This is a genomic window from Streptomyces pseudovenezuelae, from assembly GCF_001513955.1.
GTDB lineage: Bacteria > Actinomycetota > Actinomycetes > Streptomycetales > Streptomycetaceae > Streptomyces > Streptomyces pseudovenezuelae.
In genome coordinates, this window is record NZ_KQ948150.1 from 201189 (window position 1) to 214771 (window position 13583).

Below are 13583 nucleotides of genomic sequence, written 5' to 3' on the forward strand. Positions count from 1 at the left end.
GGTCAGATCTGGCGGCCGTGCCAGTCGAGGCAGACCACGGCGGCGTCCGACAGCAGCTCCTTGCTGCCGTAGTGCTCGATCAGCCCGGCGACGACCGCGCGCGCCGCCTCGTGCGGCGCCGCGGAACGGGTGGCGCCGAGCACCTGGCGCAGGACCCGCTCGCCGAAGAGGTCACCCGTCGCGGAGCGGGTGCTGTGGACCCCGCTGCTGACCGCGATGAGCCGGTCGCCGGGCTCGACCTGGAAGGTCTGCTCCGTGTAGAGGGTCTCCTCGAACATGCCGAGCGGCATCTGCGCCTCCAGCTCGACCCGCTCGGTACGGCCGCCGCGCTGCTGGAACAGTTGGGGCGAGCCCGCGTCGACGGCCTGCACGATGCCCGTGGCCAGCTCGAAGCGCAGCAGCAGGGTGGAGGCGTACGCCTTGCCGCCGTACTGGGAGTAGACCGCCTGGTCGGCTAGGTATGCCTGGTCGGCGAGGCTTATGCCGGCGCGGCGGGCGTTGCGCAGGGCGCCGGTCGTGAGGCCGGCGAGCAGGGAGGCGTCGATGCCCTGTCCCATTCCGTCGGTCACGCTGAGGAACAGCTGGTCGGCGCCGGTGGACCAGTCGAAGGTGTCCCCGCCGATGGAGTAGGCGGGTTCGAGGTGCGCGCCGATGACGTACTCCTCGCGGGCGCAGCCCCGGCCGGGCAGGAGCTGCCACTGCATCTCGGCGGCGAGGGTCAGCCGGCGGGTGCGGCGGGCCTGGAGGTAGAGGTCGGTGTCGCGGTCGGCGGTGGTGACCTCGTGGCCGAGTGCCGTGGCGAAGTCGCCGAGCTGGAGCACGGTGTGCGGGTCGACGGCCCCTGCGGGCAGCCTCACGGACAGGACACCGAGACGGTCGCCGCGCACGGTGATGGGCAGATGGACCAGGTTGCCCGCCGGGTCGTGGAGGACCTCGAGTACCGGTTTCTGGGTGAAGAAGGCGCTGCCCGGGGGCCCTTCATGGGCGGAGACCGGGGGACCGGTGTGCGGCAGGTGCGTCACCGGTTGCAGGACGTCCAGGCCGTAGTCGGCGAGGAGGAGCACCACCTCCTGGGCGCCCGTCCGGTCGGCGAGCAGACGGCGGGCGGTGGCGACCAGCGCGTACGGTGCGGCCGAGCGGAGTTGGGCCTCCGCGGACGGCTGCGGATCAGAGGCTTTCACGGAATCCACCCTCTCGCCGTGTGTCCTTCACGCTACCGCGAGCGGGCGGGCTGTCAGAGGCCGTCGGGGCCACGGTGTGGCACAGCAGGAGGCAGACGTCGTCGTCCCGTTCGGAGTCGTACAGCAGGGGCTTGAGCAGGGCGTCCGCGGCGGCGTCCAGGTCCTGTTCCAGCTCGGGGGTGCCCAACGTCTCCAGGGCGCGGGCCAGCCGGCCGATACCGGGGTCGATGCCCTGCCCCCGCCGTTCGACCAGGCCGTCGGTGTAGAGCACGAGGGACGAGCCGGGGGGCAGGTCGGCCCGGTGATCCTTGTACACGTAGGGCATCGGGATCCCCAGCATCACGCCGGGCTTGGCCTCCAGGACCCGTACGGTGCCGTCGGCGGCGCGCACGACGGCGGGCGGGTGACCGGCCGAGGCCCAGAGCACCTCGGGTTCGCCCGGCCGGAAGCGGGCGATCAGCGCGGTGGCGTACAGGTCCGGCTGGAGATGCCCGAGCATGCGGTGCAGCCGGGTGAGGATCTCGCCGGGGCCGGCGTTCTCGACGGCGTAGGCGCGCAGGGCCGTGCGCAACTGCCCCATGACGACGGCGGCGTGCAGCCCGTGGCCGGTGACATCCCCTATGACGGCCAGCAGACTGCCGTCGGGCTGGAGGAAGGCGTCGTACCAGTCGCCGCCGATGTTCATGCCCCAGGTGGCGGGGAGGTAGCGCGCGGCGAGCAGCACGCCCGGCGGGGTGGGCAGGTCGGTGAGCTGGGCGCGCTGCAGGGCTTCGGCGGTGTTGCGGGACTGCTGGTAGCGATGGGCGTGGTCGAGGGCGACCCCTACGCGGCGGGCCAGTTCGACCAGCATCACGGAGGTGTCCTCGTCGAAGCGGGGGCCCGGGGCGGTGAGGGTGAGGACGCCCAGCAGGCGCTGTGCGACCAGGGGGATGGCCAGCAGCGGCCGCGCAGGGGACAGGGCGGAGGGCGGGAGGTCGTCGACGCCGGGGAGGGTGCCGGGGTGGGCGGCGGCGTGCTGGGGGCGTCCCGTGCGGGCGGCGGCCACGGCGGCCGCCGAGTGCTCCGGGACGCGGTGTGCGGGCTCGTCGCCGTGGTCCTCGTACTCCTCCTCGTCGAAGAGCCAGACGTCGAGGCGCTCCGCGTACTCCGGTACCAGCATGTCGGAGAGGCGGCGCAGGATGGCCGTGTGGCTGAGGGACGACGTGATGGCGGCGCTGGCGTCACCGAGGAAGGTCAGCAGGCGCCGGGCGCGTTCCGCCGCGGTGCGTGCGGTCCGCTCGGCTTCGAGGAGCTCGCGCTGGGCCCGTGCCGCGGCCTCCAGGTCGGCGTGCAGGGCCAGAACGCCCTGGTTGGTGTGGTGCAGTTCCTCCCGGTGCAGCCGGACCAGGGCCTCCTGCTCGTCGAGGAGGCTCAGTACCGCCGCCGTGTGCTCGTCCGCGGCCAGCAGGGCGTGCGGCACCGAGGCGGCGGCCCGGCGCCCTTTTCGGGCGGGCAGATGCGGCAGGGAGCAGGTGAGCGAGGGCGCTTCCCCGTTGTCGTCCCGCGGGCCCGGCTCGCCGTCGCCGGCGGGGTTCAGCGACGCCTCAAGACAGGCGGGCTGACCTGTTTCGGCGGACTGCAGGACGTGCAGCCGGAGTTCCCACGTACCGCCGAGGCTGAGGCAGTGGCGCAGGCGTGCCGTCAGCGCCGTCAGGAAGCGGGCCCGTTCCAGCGTCGGCGTCCCGCCGTCCGTGGTGATGCGGTCGACGGCGGCCCGGGCCCGGGCGGCGTCGGCGACCGACGCGATGTTCCAGACGTCAGGGGGTGCGGTCATGCGGATCCGTCCGGGGTTCTGGGGCCAGTACGGCCACACTGGCGTCGTCGCGCAGGGGCCGGGCGGCGCTGCCGGCGTCCCTGAGGACGACAGCGGCCACCACGGCCGGGTCGTGGGCGCCGAGCCGGGGGTCGTCGGGGGGCACCCAGCGGCTGGGGAGCCCGTCGCTGTGCAGGACGAGCAGACTGTCCGGCGTCCAGGCGCTCTCGCGCAGGGGCACGGTGGCGGGGAAGTGGGCGCCGACGATTCCGGGGTGCGAGATGAGGGGCTGCCACGCGCCGCCGGTGCGCAGTCTGGCGCCGATGTTGCCCACCCCGGCGAACGTGAGCATTGCGGTGTCCTCGTCCAGTTGGGCGACGCCGACGGCCGCACCGCGCGTGGCCCGCAGCGCGGTGTGCAGCCGTCGCAGGATCTCGGCCGGGGGCAGATCGGCGCACCGGCGCAGTTCTTCCACGGCGGCGGTGGACGCGTCGGCTGCCTTGTCCCCGTGGCCGAGCCCGTCCACCAGCATCAGCGTGACGCGGGCACCGGAGCGCACCCGGCTGAAGGCGTCCCCGGACTGCTCGGCGTGGGCGAGGGAGGTCGTGATGCCCCCGGCCCGGGTGCCGGGACGGGAACTCACGTCCCTGGGGTGAGGGCCGCCCGGCGCTCTCGCCGGGGTGATGCGTGCCACCGCGACGGTGCCCTGGCCCGGTCTGCTGTGCAGGTCGAACTCGCTGGAGATGCGCCGGCAGGTGCCCAGTCCCGCACCGAGGGAGGAGGAGGCGGCGGTCGTGTGGCCGTCCCGCATCGCCGCGGGGACGTTGTCGATGCCCGGTCCGTGGTCGACCGAGGCGATCTGCACACAGGGCACGTCCTCGGCGAACGTGTCGGAGAGGGCGGCCAGATTGACCAGGACACGGCCGCCCCCGGCGTGCTTGACGAGGTTGGTGCCCAGCTCGGTGGCCACCAGCGCCGCGACGGCCGTGGCATGGGCGTCCAGCCCCGCGTGGGCGCAGGCGGCCTCGGCGGCGACGCGTACGTCCCGCACGCGGGTGCTGTCCTGGACCGGGACGTCCCACACCCTGCTCAAGGCGCACCTGTGCGAGGCGCGGGCAGTCCGGAGACCCAGTCGGTGATGGTGACGGTGGTGCCCTCGCCGGGCCGGCTGTCGAGAGCGAACTCCCTGACGAGCCGCTTGGCCCCGCTCAGTCCCATGCCCAGGCCGTTTCCGGTGGTCCAGCCGTCGGTCATGGCGAGATCGACGTCCCCGATGCCCGGGCCCGCGTCGACGAAGGACAGTCGCAGTCCGTGGTGAGCGCCTTCCGCCAGCACCGTCATCTCCATGTGTCCGCCGCCGCCGTGGACGAGGGCGTTGCGGGCCAGTTCGCTGGCCGCGGTCACCAGTTTCGTCTGCTGGACCAGGTTGAAGCCGAGGTCGGCAGCGCTCTGGCGCACCTGTTGGCGTACCCAGGCAAGGTCGGCGTCCGAGCCGATGGGCACGCGCGTGGTCGAGACGATGGGGGCATGCATCATGCACCCTCTTCCGGGTGTGCGGTCGGAGCAGCCGAGGGTGCGCGGCCCAGCAGGGCCAGGGCTCTCTCGACGTCGAGGGCCGTCCCCAGGCCGGGCAGGGTGAGCCCCATCTCGACGAGGGTGATGGCCACGGCCGGGCGCATGCCGGCCAGTACGGTCCGCGCGGCCAGCAGGCGCGAGCTCGCGGCGATCTCGGCCAGGACTCGGCCGAGGAAGGAGTCGACGATCTCCACGCCGGAGATGTCGATCACGACACCGTTCACCGGCGTGGTACTCGAGGCGATCCGCTGGGAGATGTCGTGCTGGAGCTGTTCGGCCGCCCCGTCGTGCAGCTCGCCCTGCAGGGTGACCAGCAGGACGTCTCCCAGCGCCAGGACCGGCACCGGGCCCGGCCCCGGGCCGGAGTGTCTGGCGACGAAGCCGGTCACCGCTGGCTCGCTCCCGTCGCCGGGCGGGGGGAGACGACGATGCCCTGCTGGGTGAGCGCGTACGCCAACGCGTCGGCGAGGCGGGCCCGCGTGATGATCGATCCGAGGTCGATGCCGAGGTGGACGATGGTCTGCGCGATGGCGGGACGGATGCCGGAGACGATGCACTCCGCGCCCATCAGGCGGGCCGCGGCGACCGTCTTCATCAGATGCTGGGCCACGAGCGAGTCCACGGTCGGCACACCGGTGATGTCGAGGATGGCGTACGCGGCCCGCTGGTCCACGATGGCCTCCAGCAGGCTCTCCATCACCACCTGGCTGCGGGCGCTGTCCAGTGTCCCTATCAGCGGTACGGCCACCACGCCGTCCCACAGATTGATGACCGGCGTGGCCACCTCGAGCAGCTGCTGACGCTGGCGCTCGATGAGCTCCTCGCCCGCGCTCACCGTCGTCTCCATGATCACCAGGCGGAGCGTGGCCGTCAGCACCGCCAGGGCCTGCGCGCACGCGTGGACCCACACGTCGTCGGCGTCCTGGAGCTCGGTCTGCAGCAGTGCGGTCACCGGCTCGCGCAGATCCGCGACCTCGCCGGCGATCTGCACGGGCGTGTACCCGGCCCGGGCCCGGGCCGCGGCCATCCGGCCGAGCTGGTCGCGTACAGTGCCGAAACCAGGAGCGTCGACATCCTCCAGCCGCCCGGAACGGGCCACGTCGGCCAGGGCGTCCACGACGGCCTTGCCCGCCTCGACCGCCTCGTCCCGGGAGACGGTGAAGACGGTGCGGAACAGGGCGGCGTCCGCCCATCGCTGGCCGATCTGCTCACGGCGCCGCTCCAGGAAGGCGCCCAGCTCCTTCGCTGTGTCGGGGGCCGTGTCGTGCTCCGCCACCTGCATCGTCTCCTTGTCTGCGAGGCCGTCCGGCCCGCCGAGCGGTCAGGCCACGTGGCAATTATTGCCGCATGGCAAACGTTAACGTGTACGTGTGCGACGGACAACATGCCCTCTCCGCCGCCCGCAGCTCAGTCCGCCTGCGGTCTGCCGTGCCAGTCCAGACACACGATCAGCGCGTCGTCGTCCGGGATCGCCTCACCGCGGTGGCCGGTCAGCTCCCGCAGGATGGCGCGCGGCACCTCAGCGGCGGGCAGCAGGCGCGTGGAGTGGATGGCCCGGGCGAGAGCCGCTTCCCCGTACGCCTCGCCCCTGGGGGAGGCCACGGCGTGGACTCCGTCGCTGACGAAGATCAGCCGGTCGCCGGGCTCCGCGTGGAAGTCCTGCGCGATGTAGTCGGTCTCCTCGAACATCCCCAGCGGAAGCTGGGCGTCGAAGTCGACCCGTTCCACCGTGCCGCCGCGCAGCCGCAGCAGCTGGGGGGAGCCGGCGTCCACGACGCCGGCCCGGCCGGTGGCCAGGTCGAAGTCGAACATCAGGACCGACAGATAGCTGCGCCCCCGGTAGTGGGCGTAGACGGCCTGGTCGGCCAGGGCCGCCTGGTCGGCGATGGACAGGCCGGCGCGCCGGGCGTTGCGCAGCGCGTTGATGGCCAGGTTCGTCAGCAGCGACGCCTCTATGCCCTCGCCCATGCCGTTGGTGACGTACAGCATCAGGTGGTCGGCGGTGGCGGACCAGTCGAAGTTGTCGCCGTAGATCGCGTAGGCAGGCTCCAGCTGGGCCCCCAGTTCGTACTCGGGGCGGGAGCAGGCGCGCCCGGGGAGCAGTTGCCACTGCATCTCGGCGGCCAGGGTCAGCCGGTCCTTGCGCCGCGCCTGGAGGTAGAGGTCGGTGTCGCGCTCCGCCACGACCAGCTCGTGTCCCAGTACGCCGGCGACGTCGGTCAGTTCGGACTCCCACCGCCGGGTGGCCTCGCTGTCGGACAGGGTCACCGACAGCACGCCGAGGCGGTCGCCGCGCACGCTGACCGGCAGATGCAGACGCGTCCGCCCGTCGGGCTCCTCCTCCCGGTACGGCTTCTGCGAGCCGAAGGCCCGGCCGGCCGGAGTGCTGTGCACCGACACCGGCTCCAGAGTGTGCGGCAGCACCGACACCGGCTGGAGCACCGTCAGGCTGTAGTCGGCCATGAACAGCTCTACGTCCTCAGCGCTGTACTGCTCGATCAGCACCGTGCGGACGGCGTCGAGCAACTCGTGGGGGGCCGCTGTGCGCAAGGCGCGTTCAGCGGCCAGAAATCTCTTCATAGGGGAAAAACACCTGTCCTTCGCCGGACGACGTACGGGCTCACTAGTGGGGTCGGCTCGCTGCGATCGTCCCGGTCCTGTGTGGTAGGCGCATGCGCCTAGTACGCTGACAGGCACCCCAGTGCCTGCGAGAGTGTGATCGTGACTGCCTTCCGCCGCTCAGAGCCTGATGAGGTCGCCCGCGTGACCACCACGGCCGTCGAGCTGCTGGAGGTCGTCTGGGGCCGGGCCTCGACCGCGCCCACCTCCGCGTCGCAGCTTCGGGTGCTGTACATCCTGGAGCACCACGACGGCATCAACCTGCGCACCCTCGCCGAGTCCCTGGCCTCGACCCCGCCGTCCACCAGTCGGCTGTGCGACCGGCTGGTGGCGGCCGGGTTCGTCGAGCGGGTCGTGAGCGCGGAGAACAGGCGTGAGGTGCGGCTGCACCTCAGTGGCCGGGGTCGTGCCTTCCTCGTCGACCTGCGTGCCCGCAGGGAGAGGGAGTTGCAGACCGTCCTGGCGGACATGTCCGCCGCCGAGCGGGTCGCGCTGCTGGAAGGCCTGGAGGCGTTCTGTGCCGCCGCGGCGGCACAGACGCAGGACGACGCGGCGGGCTCGGGCAGCCGGACCGCCTGAACCGCCGACCGCACCGTCGGCGTCTTCGTCATCTCTCTACGCGCGTGACCAGCACGCGGAGTGGTCTCCGCCCACCGGAGCATTCCAGGTCCTTCCCCATACGGCCGACGCGGCTACAGTGTTGCTTGCCGGCATTTGTTGTCAAACGGCAACAGTGCGTCTGACGTCCTTACCTGAACTCGGTTACCCCGTCGCGCCGAGTTGTGCGGGGGGTGTGCCGTATGTCTCTCGATCGAGGGACACCGTGCATGGGCGCGGCCATCCGGGGAACCCTCACTTGTTCTTCCCCTGGGACCGCCGCTTCGGTTGCGGTTCTCAGCCGAAGCGCAGGACGCGCGGGGCGAACGTGCCTTCGGGGCCGTCGGCGCGGCCGACCGACCACACCGTCTCCGTGCCCGGTACCGGCGCCAGCCGCAGCGTCCGGGACTCTCCCTCTCCGGCCACCGCCGGTTCGCCGTACTCGGTGAACGACTGCCCGTTCCAGGCGAGGAAGTCCGGCCCGGGGACGAGGGGCGGGGTGCTGCCCGGCGGGCCCCATTTCTGCGAGCGGGCGACCGCGACCCAGGCCAGCTCTCCCAACGAGGAGGCCGCCAGCGAACTGACCGAACCGAAGTCGGCGGGCACGGGCACCCGGTTCCAGGTCTGTCCGTCGAAGCGGACCAGCAGCGGGGGAATCGGCCTTCCCGGGGGGCCGCCGACGAACCCGGCCGTGCCACCCGCCCACACCTCGGTCGCGGAGACCGCCAGCACACTCCCCACGGCCGACCGCGGGAAGCCGTCCACGATCGTCTGCTGCCACGCCTGCCCGTTCCAGTGGGAGACGGCCGCACCCGAGTCGGTGGCGCCCGCCGCCCAGACGTCGTCGGCGGCCTTGATGTGCAGGCCGTACACCGATCCCGGCGGCACGGGCACCTCCTGCCAGCGGTTCCCGTCCCGGCGCAGCAGGACCTGGTTGCCGTCCCGCGAACCGATCAGCCAGGCCTCACCGCCGCCGGCGACGACCTGGGCCAGCGCCACGCCGGCCGGCGGCCGGCTCGCGGACCAGGCGGTCCCGTCGAAGCGGAGCAGGCGGGCGCCGCCCGCCGCGTCACGGCCGACCGCCCAGACCGCGGTGGGTGAGGTCGCGGCGACGGACAGCAGTTCACCCTGCCAGCCGATCCCGGGCAGGATCTGGTCGTGCCACGCGGTTCCGTCCCAGCGCAGCACCAGCGGGAAACCGGGCGCCTCGCGACCGACGGCGTCGGCGCCCACCGCCCACGCCCGGTCGGGGCCGAACGCCACGGCCTCGTTCAGCGCGGCCTGGGGGCGTACCGGGTCCGGGACCGGCACGTGGTGCCAGGACGAGGGGTCCGTCGCGGCCCTCGCTGCCGTCAGGGCGGTGAGGAGGGTCAGGACGACAGCGAGGGCCGCGACGAGCAGTCTGCGTGGCATGGTCAGCCTCCCAGCCGCTCACTCATCAGGTTCGGTTTCGAGCCGTAGATCTCGACGGTGCCGAAGGCCAGCAGAGCCGCTCCGGCCCTGGCCAGCGCCCGTGGTCTGACGTCGATCGCGTCCGTGCGCTCGGGGCCGTAGGAGAAGGTGGTGCGGGCGCCCTCCACCCGCGCGTACTTCGACTGGAAGGCGCGGTCGCTGCGTACGGGGAGCCACAGCGCGCCGTCCGGGCCGCGCACCATGGCCTCCATGGAGGCGTCGCCCAGCGGCGGATGGGTGGTGCGCCAGACGTGCCCGTCGAAGGTCGTCAGGTAGGTGCGGGCGACACCGTCGGTGTACTGGCTGCCGCCGATCGTGATCCGGCCGGCCGGTTCCAGCAGGAGGGTGTGCACATTGCTGTCCGGCGGCAGTGGCACCTTCGCGTCCCGCCACGGCGAGCCGTCCCAGCGCAGGATACTTGTCCCGGTGCTGGTGTCGGCCCAGGCCCAGGCGTCGGTGGCGGTACGCGCGGTGATCCCCATCAGGTACAGCACACCGTCCGGGGTGGCCTGCGTGGTCCAGCGGGAGCCGTCGTAGTGCAGCACCTTCAGCCCGGTGTCGTCCTCACCGACCACCCACGCGGCCCCCGGCACCGCGGTGAAGTCCTGGTAGGTCCACAGGGTCCGCGGCAGCGGGACGGCACTCCATCCTCCCGCCGACCGGCGCACGATCTCGCCCGCGCCCGCGCGGTTGTGGAGGATCCACATGTCCGTCCCGACGAACTGCACCCTGCCGAGCCAGCCCGGCTCCCCGGCGCCGGGAAAGGAGGTGTCCCGGCTCCACGCCGTGCCGTTCCAGCGGTACAGCATCGGCTGCGGTCCGTCGGCGGCCTGCTCGTACCCGGTCGCCCAGGCCTCGCCCGGCCCGCGCGCGGCGAGATCGGACACGGTCACGGGAGGGACCGCCGTCGGCACCGGCAGCGCCGACCAGCGCGGCGGCGCGACCCGGTCCGGTGTCTCGGCCGCTGCCGGTGACACCACCGTGGCACACGCGATCACCAGGCAGACGACGACCGCACGGAGACCGTTCACGAGACCTCCCAGAGCGCGCAGGCCGCACAGGTTATTGGCCGTCGCCGACCCGTGGACAGACCGCATCCGGCCGATCGTGACGCCTGGGGACACGGTGTCGCCCTGGCGGGACGAGAGCGCTCTGCGAGGCTCGAAGTGCTCGACGTGCTTCCGGTCAGGCGGTGGTGGGGGCCGCCCGGTCCGATGTGGGCTCCAGGCGTACGACGATGCCCTTCGACGTGGGCTGGTTGCTGATGTCGGCGACGCTGTCCAGCGGCACCAGGACGTTGGTCTCGGGGTAGTAGGCGGCGGCGGAGCCCCGCGCGGCGGGGTAGGGAACGACCTCGAAGTTCCGGGCGCGGCGCTCGGTGCCGTCCGCCCAGACGCTCACCAGGTCGACGCGGTCGCCCTGGGCGAGACCGAGCCCGGCGACGTCGGCCGGGTTGACGAGCACCACGTGCCGGCTGCCGTGGATGCCGCGGTAGCGGTCGTCCAGCGTGTAGGGGATGGTGTTCCACTGGTCGTGCGAGCGCAGGGTCTGCAACAGCAGATGGCCCTCGGGCGCCTTCGGGACCACCCTCTCGTTGCGGGTGAACAGGGCCTTGCCGACCGAGGTGTTGTACACGCCCTCGTTGACGGGGTTGGGCAGCTGGAAGCCTACCGGGCGCGTCACCCGAGCGTTGAAGTCGTGGAATCCCGGCACGATACGGGAGATGTGGTCACGGATCGTGTCGTAGTCCCCCTCGAACCGGTCCCAGGGGATGTCCGGCTTGCCGGCCAGGGTGCGGCGGGCGAGCCTGCACAGGATGGCGACCTCGCTGAGCAGCAGGTGAGAAGCCGGTTCGAGGCGCCCCTGGGAGGTGTGCACCTCGCTCATGGAGTTCTCCACCGTGACGAACGGCTCCCCGTCGGCCTGGACGTCCCGTTCGGTACGGCCGAGCGTCCGCAGGATCAGTGCCGTCTCACCGCACACGGTGTGCGACCGGTTCAGCTTGGTGGAGATGTGGGCGGTCAGCCGGCACGAACGCATCGCCTCCTCGGTGACCTCGCTGTCGGGAGCGGCGCGCACGAAGTTGCCGGCCAGGGCGAGGAACACCTTGACGCGGCCCTCGCGCATCGCCTTGATCGCGTTCACCGAGTCGAGCCCGTGCGGACGCGGCGGATCGAAGCCGAACTCCTCCTGCAGCGCGTCGAGGAACGAGTCCGGCATCTGCTCCCAGATGCCCATCGTGCGGTCGCCCTGGACGTTGCTGTGCCCGCGCACCGGGCAGACGCCGGTGCCGGCCCGCCCCAGGTTGCCGCGCAGCATCATGAAGTTGACGATCTCCCGGATGGTGGGCACGCCGTGCTTGTGCTGCGTGATGCCCATCGCCCAGCAGACGATGACGCGTTCACTGCGCAGGACCTCGTCGCGGACCTTCTCGATCTCCTCGCGGGTCAGTCCGGTCGCCGCGCGCACGTCGTCCCAGTCGGTGGTGCGCGCGTGCTGGGCGAACTCCTCGAAGCCGGCCGTGTGCGCGTCGATGAAGTCGTGGTCCAGGACGGTACCGGGCCGGGCGTCCTCCGCCTCCAGCAGCAGGCGGTTGAGGGCCTGGAAGAGGGCGAGGTCGCCGCCGGGCTTGATGTGCAGGAAACGGTCGGCGATCTGGGTGCCGCGTCCGATGACCCCGCTCGGCTTCTGCGGGTTCTTGAAGCGGCGCAGCCCGGCCTCGGGGAGCGGGTTGACCGCCACGATGCGGGCGCCGTTGCGCTTGGCCTCCTCCAGGGCGGAGAGCTGGCGGGGATGGTTGGTGCCGGGGTTCTGACCGACCAGGAAGATCAGGTCGGCGTGGTGGAGGTCGTCGAGGCTGACGGTGCCCTTGCCGGTGCCCAGCGTCTCGCTCAGGGCGACGCCGCTGGACTCGTGGCACATGTTGCTGCAGTCGGGCAGGTTGTTGGTGCCGTAGGCGCGGGCGAAGAGCTGGAGGACGAAGGCGGCCTCGTTGCTGGCCCGGCCCGAGGTGTAGAAGACGGCCTCGTCGGGGGAGGCGAGCGAGGTCAGTTCCCCGGCGAGCACGCCCAGGGCGTCGTTCCAGCCGATGGGCTCGTAGTGGTCGGAGCCCTGCCGTTTGATCATGGGTTCGGTGAGCCGGCCCTGCTGGTTGAGCCACATGTCGGAGCGGGCGGCGAGGTCGGAGACGCTGTGCTCGCGGAAGAAGTCGGCGGTGATCCGGCGTTTCGTGGCCTCGTCGTTGATGTGCTTGGCGCCGTTCTCGCAGTACTCGTTGCGATGGCGCTGCCCCGGGGCCGGATCCGCCCAGGCGCAGCCGGGACAGTCGATCCCGCCCACCTGGTTCATGGCCAGCAGGTCCACGCCGGTCCTGCGCGGGGACGTCTGCTCCAGGGAGTACTCCAGCGCGTGCACGACCGCGGGGACCCCGGCCGCCCACTTCTTCGGCGGTGTCACGGAGAGGGTGGTCTCCGGCTCCTCACCGGGCGGGTTCTGCATGGCATCGCCTTTCTCTCGCCGCGACTCACTCGCCGCTTCGTCCTGCCGCGTCCGGACGGGGGTCAGCCGACGGGCCACTGGGCCACACGGCTCCTCGGCGGTTCCGGGTGGTCGTGCTGCACCCGGCCGTTGCGGATGGTGCCGCGCCAGGCCCCGCCCTCCTGGCCCAGCCCCTCGATGAACCGCTTGAAGTTCTCCAGCTCGCGGCGCACCAGCCGGGCCGTGACCTTCGCGATCCTTGAAAAGCCGGTGAGGCGTCTCGCGGCCCCGCGCGGCTCCAGGAGCATCCGGACGGTGACGGCCGTGCCGCCCGACGCCGTCGGCCTGAACTCCACCTCGCCCTGATGGGAGGGACGCTGCTCCAGGCCGCGCCAAGCCAGGTAGGCGTCCGGGTCCTGCTCCACGATCTCCACCGCGAAGCGACGGCGCAGCGGCCCGTAGCCGATGGTCCAGGCCGTCACGGTGGGCCTGACCTGCTCCACGCCGTGCACCACGCCGGAGAACCGGGGAAAGGTCTTGAACTGCGTCCACTGGTTGTACGCCGTCCGCACCGGCACCGCGATCTCGACCGTCTCCTCGACGTGCCGCCGTCGCAGCGGCCGACGGCGGGTGACGCCGTCGCTGTCGGGGCGCATCCCCGGAGTGTTCGGGACGGCCTGCCGGGAGTCGTGTTCACGCGCCATCGTGGCCTCTCCTCCGGTGAGGGCGCCGGGGCGTCGGCCACCCGGCCCCCTTCGTGCGTCAGGGCTTCTCTACCGGTTCCCACATCGCGGTTTTCGAGTCGCCCCAATACGTCAAGGTTCCGCTCGGTCCGGGAGCGGGGCTCGGAGGGGGAGCTGCGGGTGCGGCCCGCGAGCGCGAGCCGGCTG

12 protein-coding genes are annotated in these 13583 nt (G+C 72.2%); 1 reads left to right on the forward strand and 11 read right to left on the reverse strand.

Annotated elements, in window-relative coordinates:
- Positions 1 to 2 precede the first annotated feature (2 nt).
- The 7 genes from AQI94_RS28955 to AQI94_RS28985 form a co-directional block, all read right to left on the reverse strand.
- Positions 3 to 1190, reverse strand: a complete 1188-nt coding sequence (locus tag AQI94_RS28955; RefSeq protein WP_031059899.1) for a PP2C family protein-serine/threonine phosphatase — start codon at positions 1188 to 1190, stop codon at positions 3 to 5.
- Positions 1168 to 2994 carry a PP2C family protein-serine/threonine phosphatase gene (locus tag AQI94_RS28960; protein ID WP_062230017.1) on the reverse strand — a complete coding sequence of 609 codons (1827 nt, stop codon included), beginning with the start codon at positions 2992 to 2994 and terminating at the stop codon, positions 1168 to 1170. Before AQI94_RS28960 ends, AQI94_RS28955 begins: the two co-directional genes overlap by 23 nt.
- On the reverse strand, positions 2978 to 4066 hold the full coding sequence (locus tag AQI94_RS28965; protein WP_037945502.1) for a SpoIIE family protein phosphatase: 1089 nt from the start codon (positions 4064 to 4066) through the stop codon (positions 2978 to 2980). The genes AQI94_RS28960 and AQI94_RS28965 overlap by 17 nt, the downstream gene beginning before the upstream one ends.
- Positions 4063 to 4506: an anti-sigma regulatory factor gene (locus AQI94_RS28970; RefSeq protein ID WP_078903011.1), complete on the reverse strand. Its 444-nt coding sequence runs from the start codon at positions 4504 to 4506 to the stop codon at positions 4063 to 4065. The genes AQI94_RS28965 and AQI94_RS28970 overlap by 4 nt, the downstream gene beginning before the upstream one ends.
- Positions 4506 to 4937, reverse strand: a complete 432-nt coding sequence (locus tag AQI94_RS28975; RefSeq protein ID WP_062230018.1) for an STAS domain-containing protein — start codon at positions 4935 to 4937, stop codon at positions 4506 to 4508. Before AQI94_RS28975 ends, AQI94_RS28970 begins: the two co-directional genes overlap by 1 nt.
- On the reverse strand, positions 4934 to 5830 hold the full coding sequence (locus tag AQI94_RS28980; protein ID WP_031061852.1) for an STAS domain-containing protein: 897 nt from the start codon (positions 5828 to 5830) through the stop codon (positions 4934 to 4936). The genes AQI94_RS28975 and AQI94_RS28980 overlap by 4 nt, the downstream gene beginning before the upstream one ends.
- Before the next feature lie 125 nt (positions 5831 to 5955).
- The gene (locus AQI94_RS28985) at positions 5956 to 7128 is read right to left on the reverse strand and encodes a PP2C family protein-serine/threonine phosphatase (protein WP_031061849.1); all 1173 of its coding nucleotides are present in this window, start codon (positions 7126 to 7128) and stop codon (positions 5956 to 5958) included.
- A 183-nt stretch (positions 7129 to 7311) separates the two neighbouring features.
- On the opposite strand from AQI94_RS28985, the gene AQI94_RS28990 reads away from it, so the two are divergent.
- A complete protein-coding gene (locus tag AQI94_RS28990) occupies positions 7312 to 7746 on the forward strand; it encodes a MarR family transcriptional regulator (RefSeq protein WP_031061847.1) in 435 nt (144 codons plus the stop codon).
- A gap of 315 nt (positions 7747 to 8061) precedes the next feature.
- On the opposite strand, the gene AQI94_RS28995 is transcribed toward AQI94_RS28990, so the two are convergent.
- The 4 genes from AQI94_RS28995 to AQI94_RS29010 all read right to left on the reverse strand — a co-directional run bounded on the left by AQI94_RS28995 (position 8062) and on the right by AQI94_RS29010 (position 13397).
- A complete protein-coding gene (locus tag AQI94_RS28995) occupies positions 8062 to 9177 on the reverse strand; it encodes a hypothetical protein (protein WP_062230019.1) in 1116 nt (371 codons plus the stop codon).
- 2 nt (positions 9178 to 9179) lie between these two features.
- Positions 9180 to 10247 carry a hypothetical protein gene (locus AQI94_RS29000; RefSeq protein WP_031058321.1) on the reverse strand — a complete coding sequence of 356 codons (1068 nt, stop codon included), beginning with the start codon at positions 10245 to 10247 and terminating at the stop codon, positions 9180 to 9182.
- Between the two features lie 154 nt (positions 10248 to 10401).
- The gene (locus AQI94_RS29005; protein WP_062230020.1) at positions 10402 to 12714 is read right to left on the reverse strand and encodes an FdhF/YdeP family oxidoreductase; all 2313 of its coding nucleotides are present in this window, start codon (positions 12712 to 12714) and stop codon (positions 10402 to 10404) included.
- Positions 12715 to 12776: 62 nt separating this feature from the next.
- Entirely contained in the window at positions 12777 to 13397 is a 621-nt protein-coding gene (locus AQI94_RS29010; RefSeq protein ID WP_031058329.1) for an SRPBCC family protein, read from the reverse strand.
- Positions 13398 to 13583: the final 186 nt, after the last annotated feature.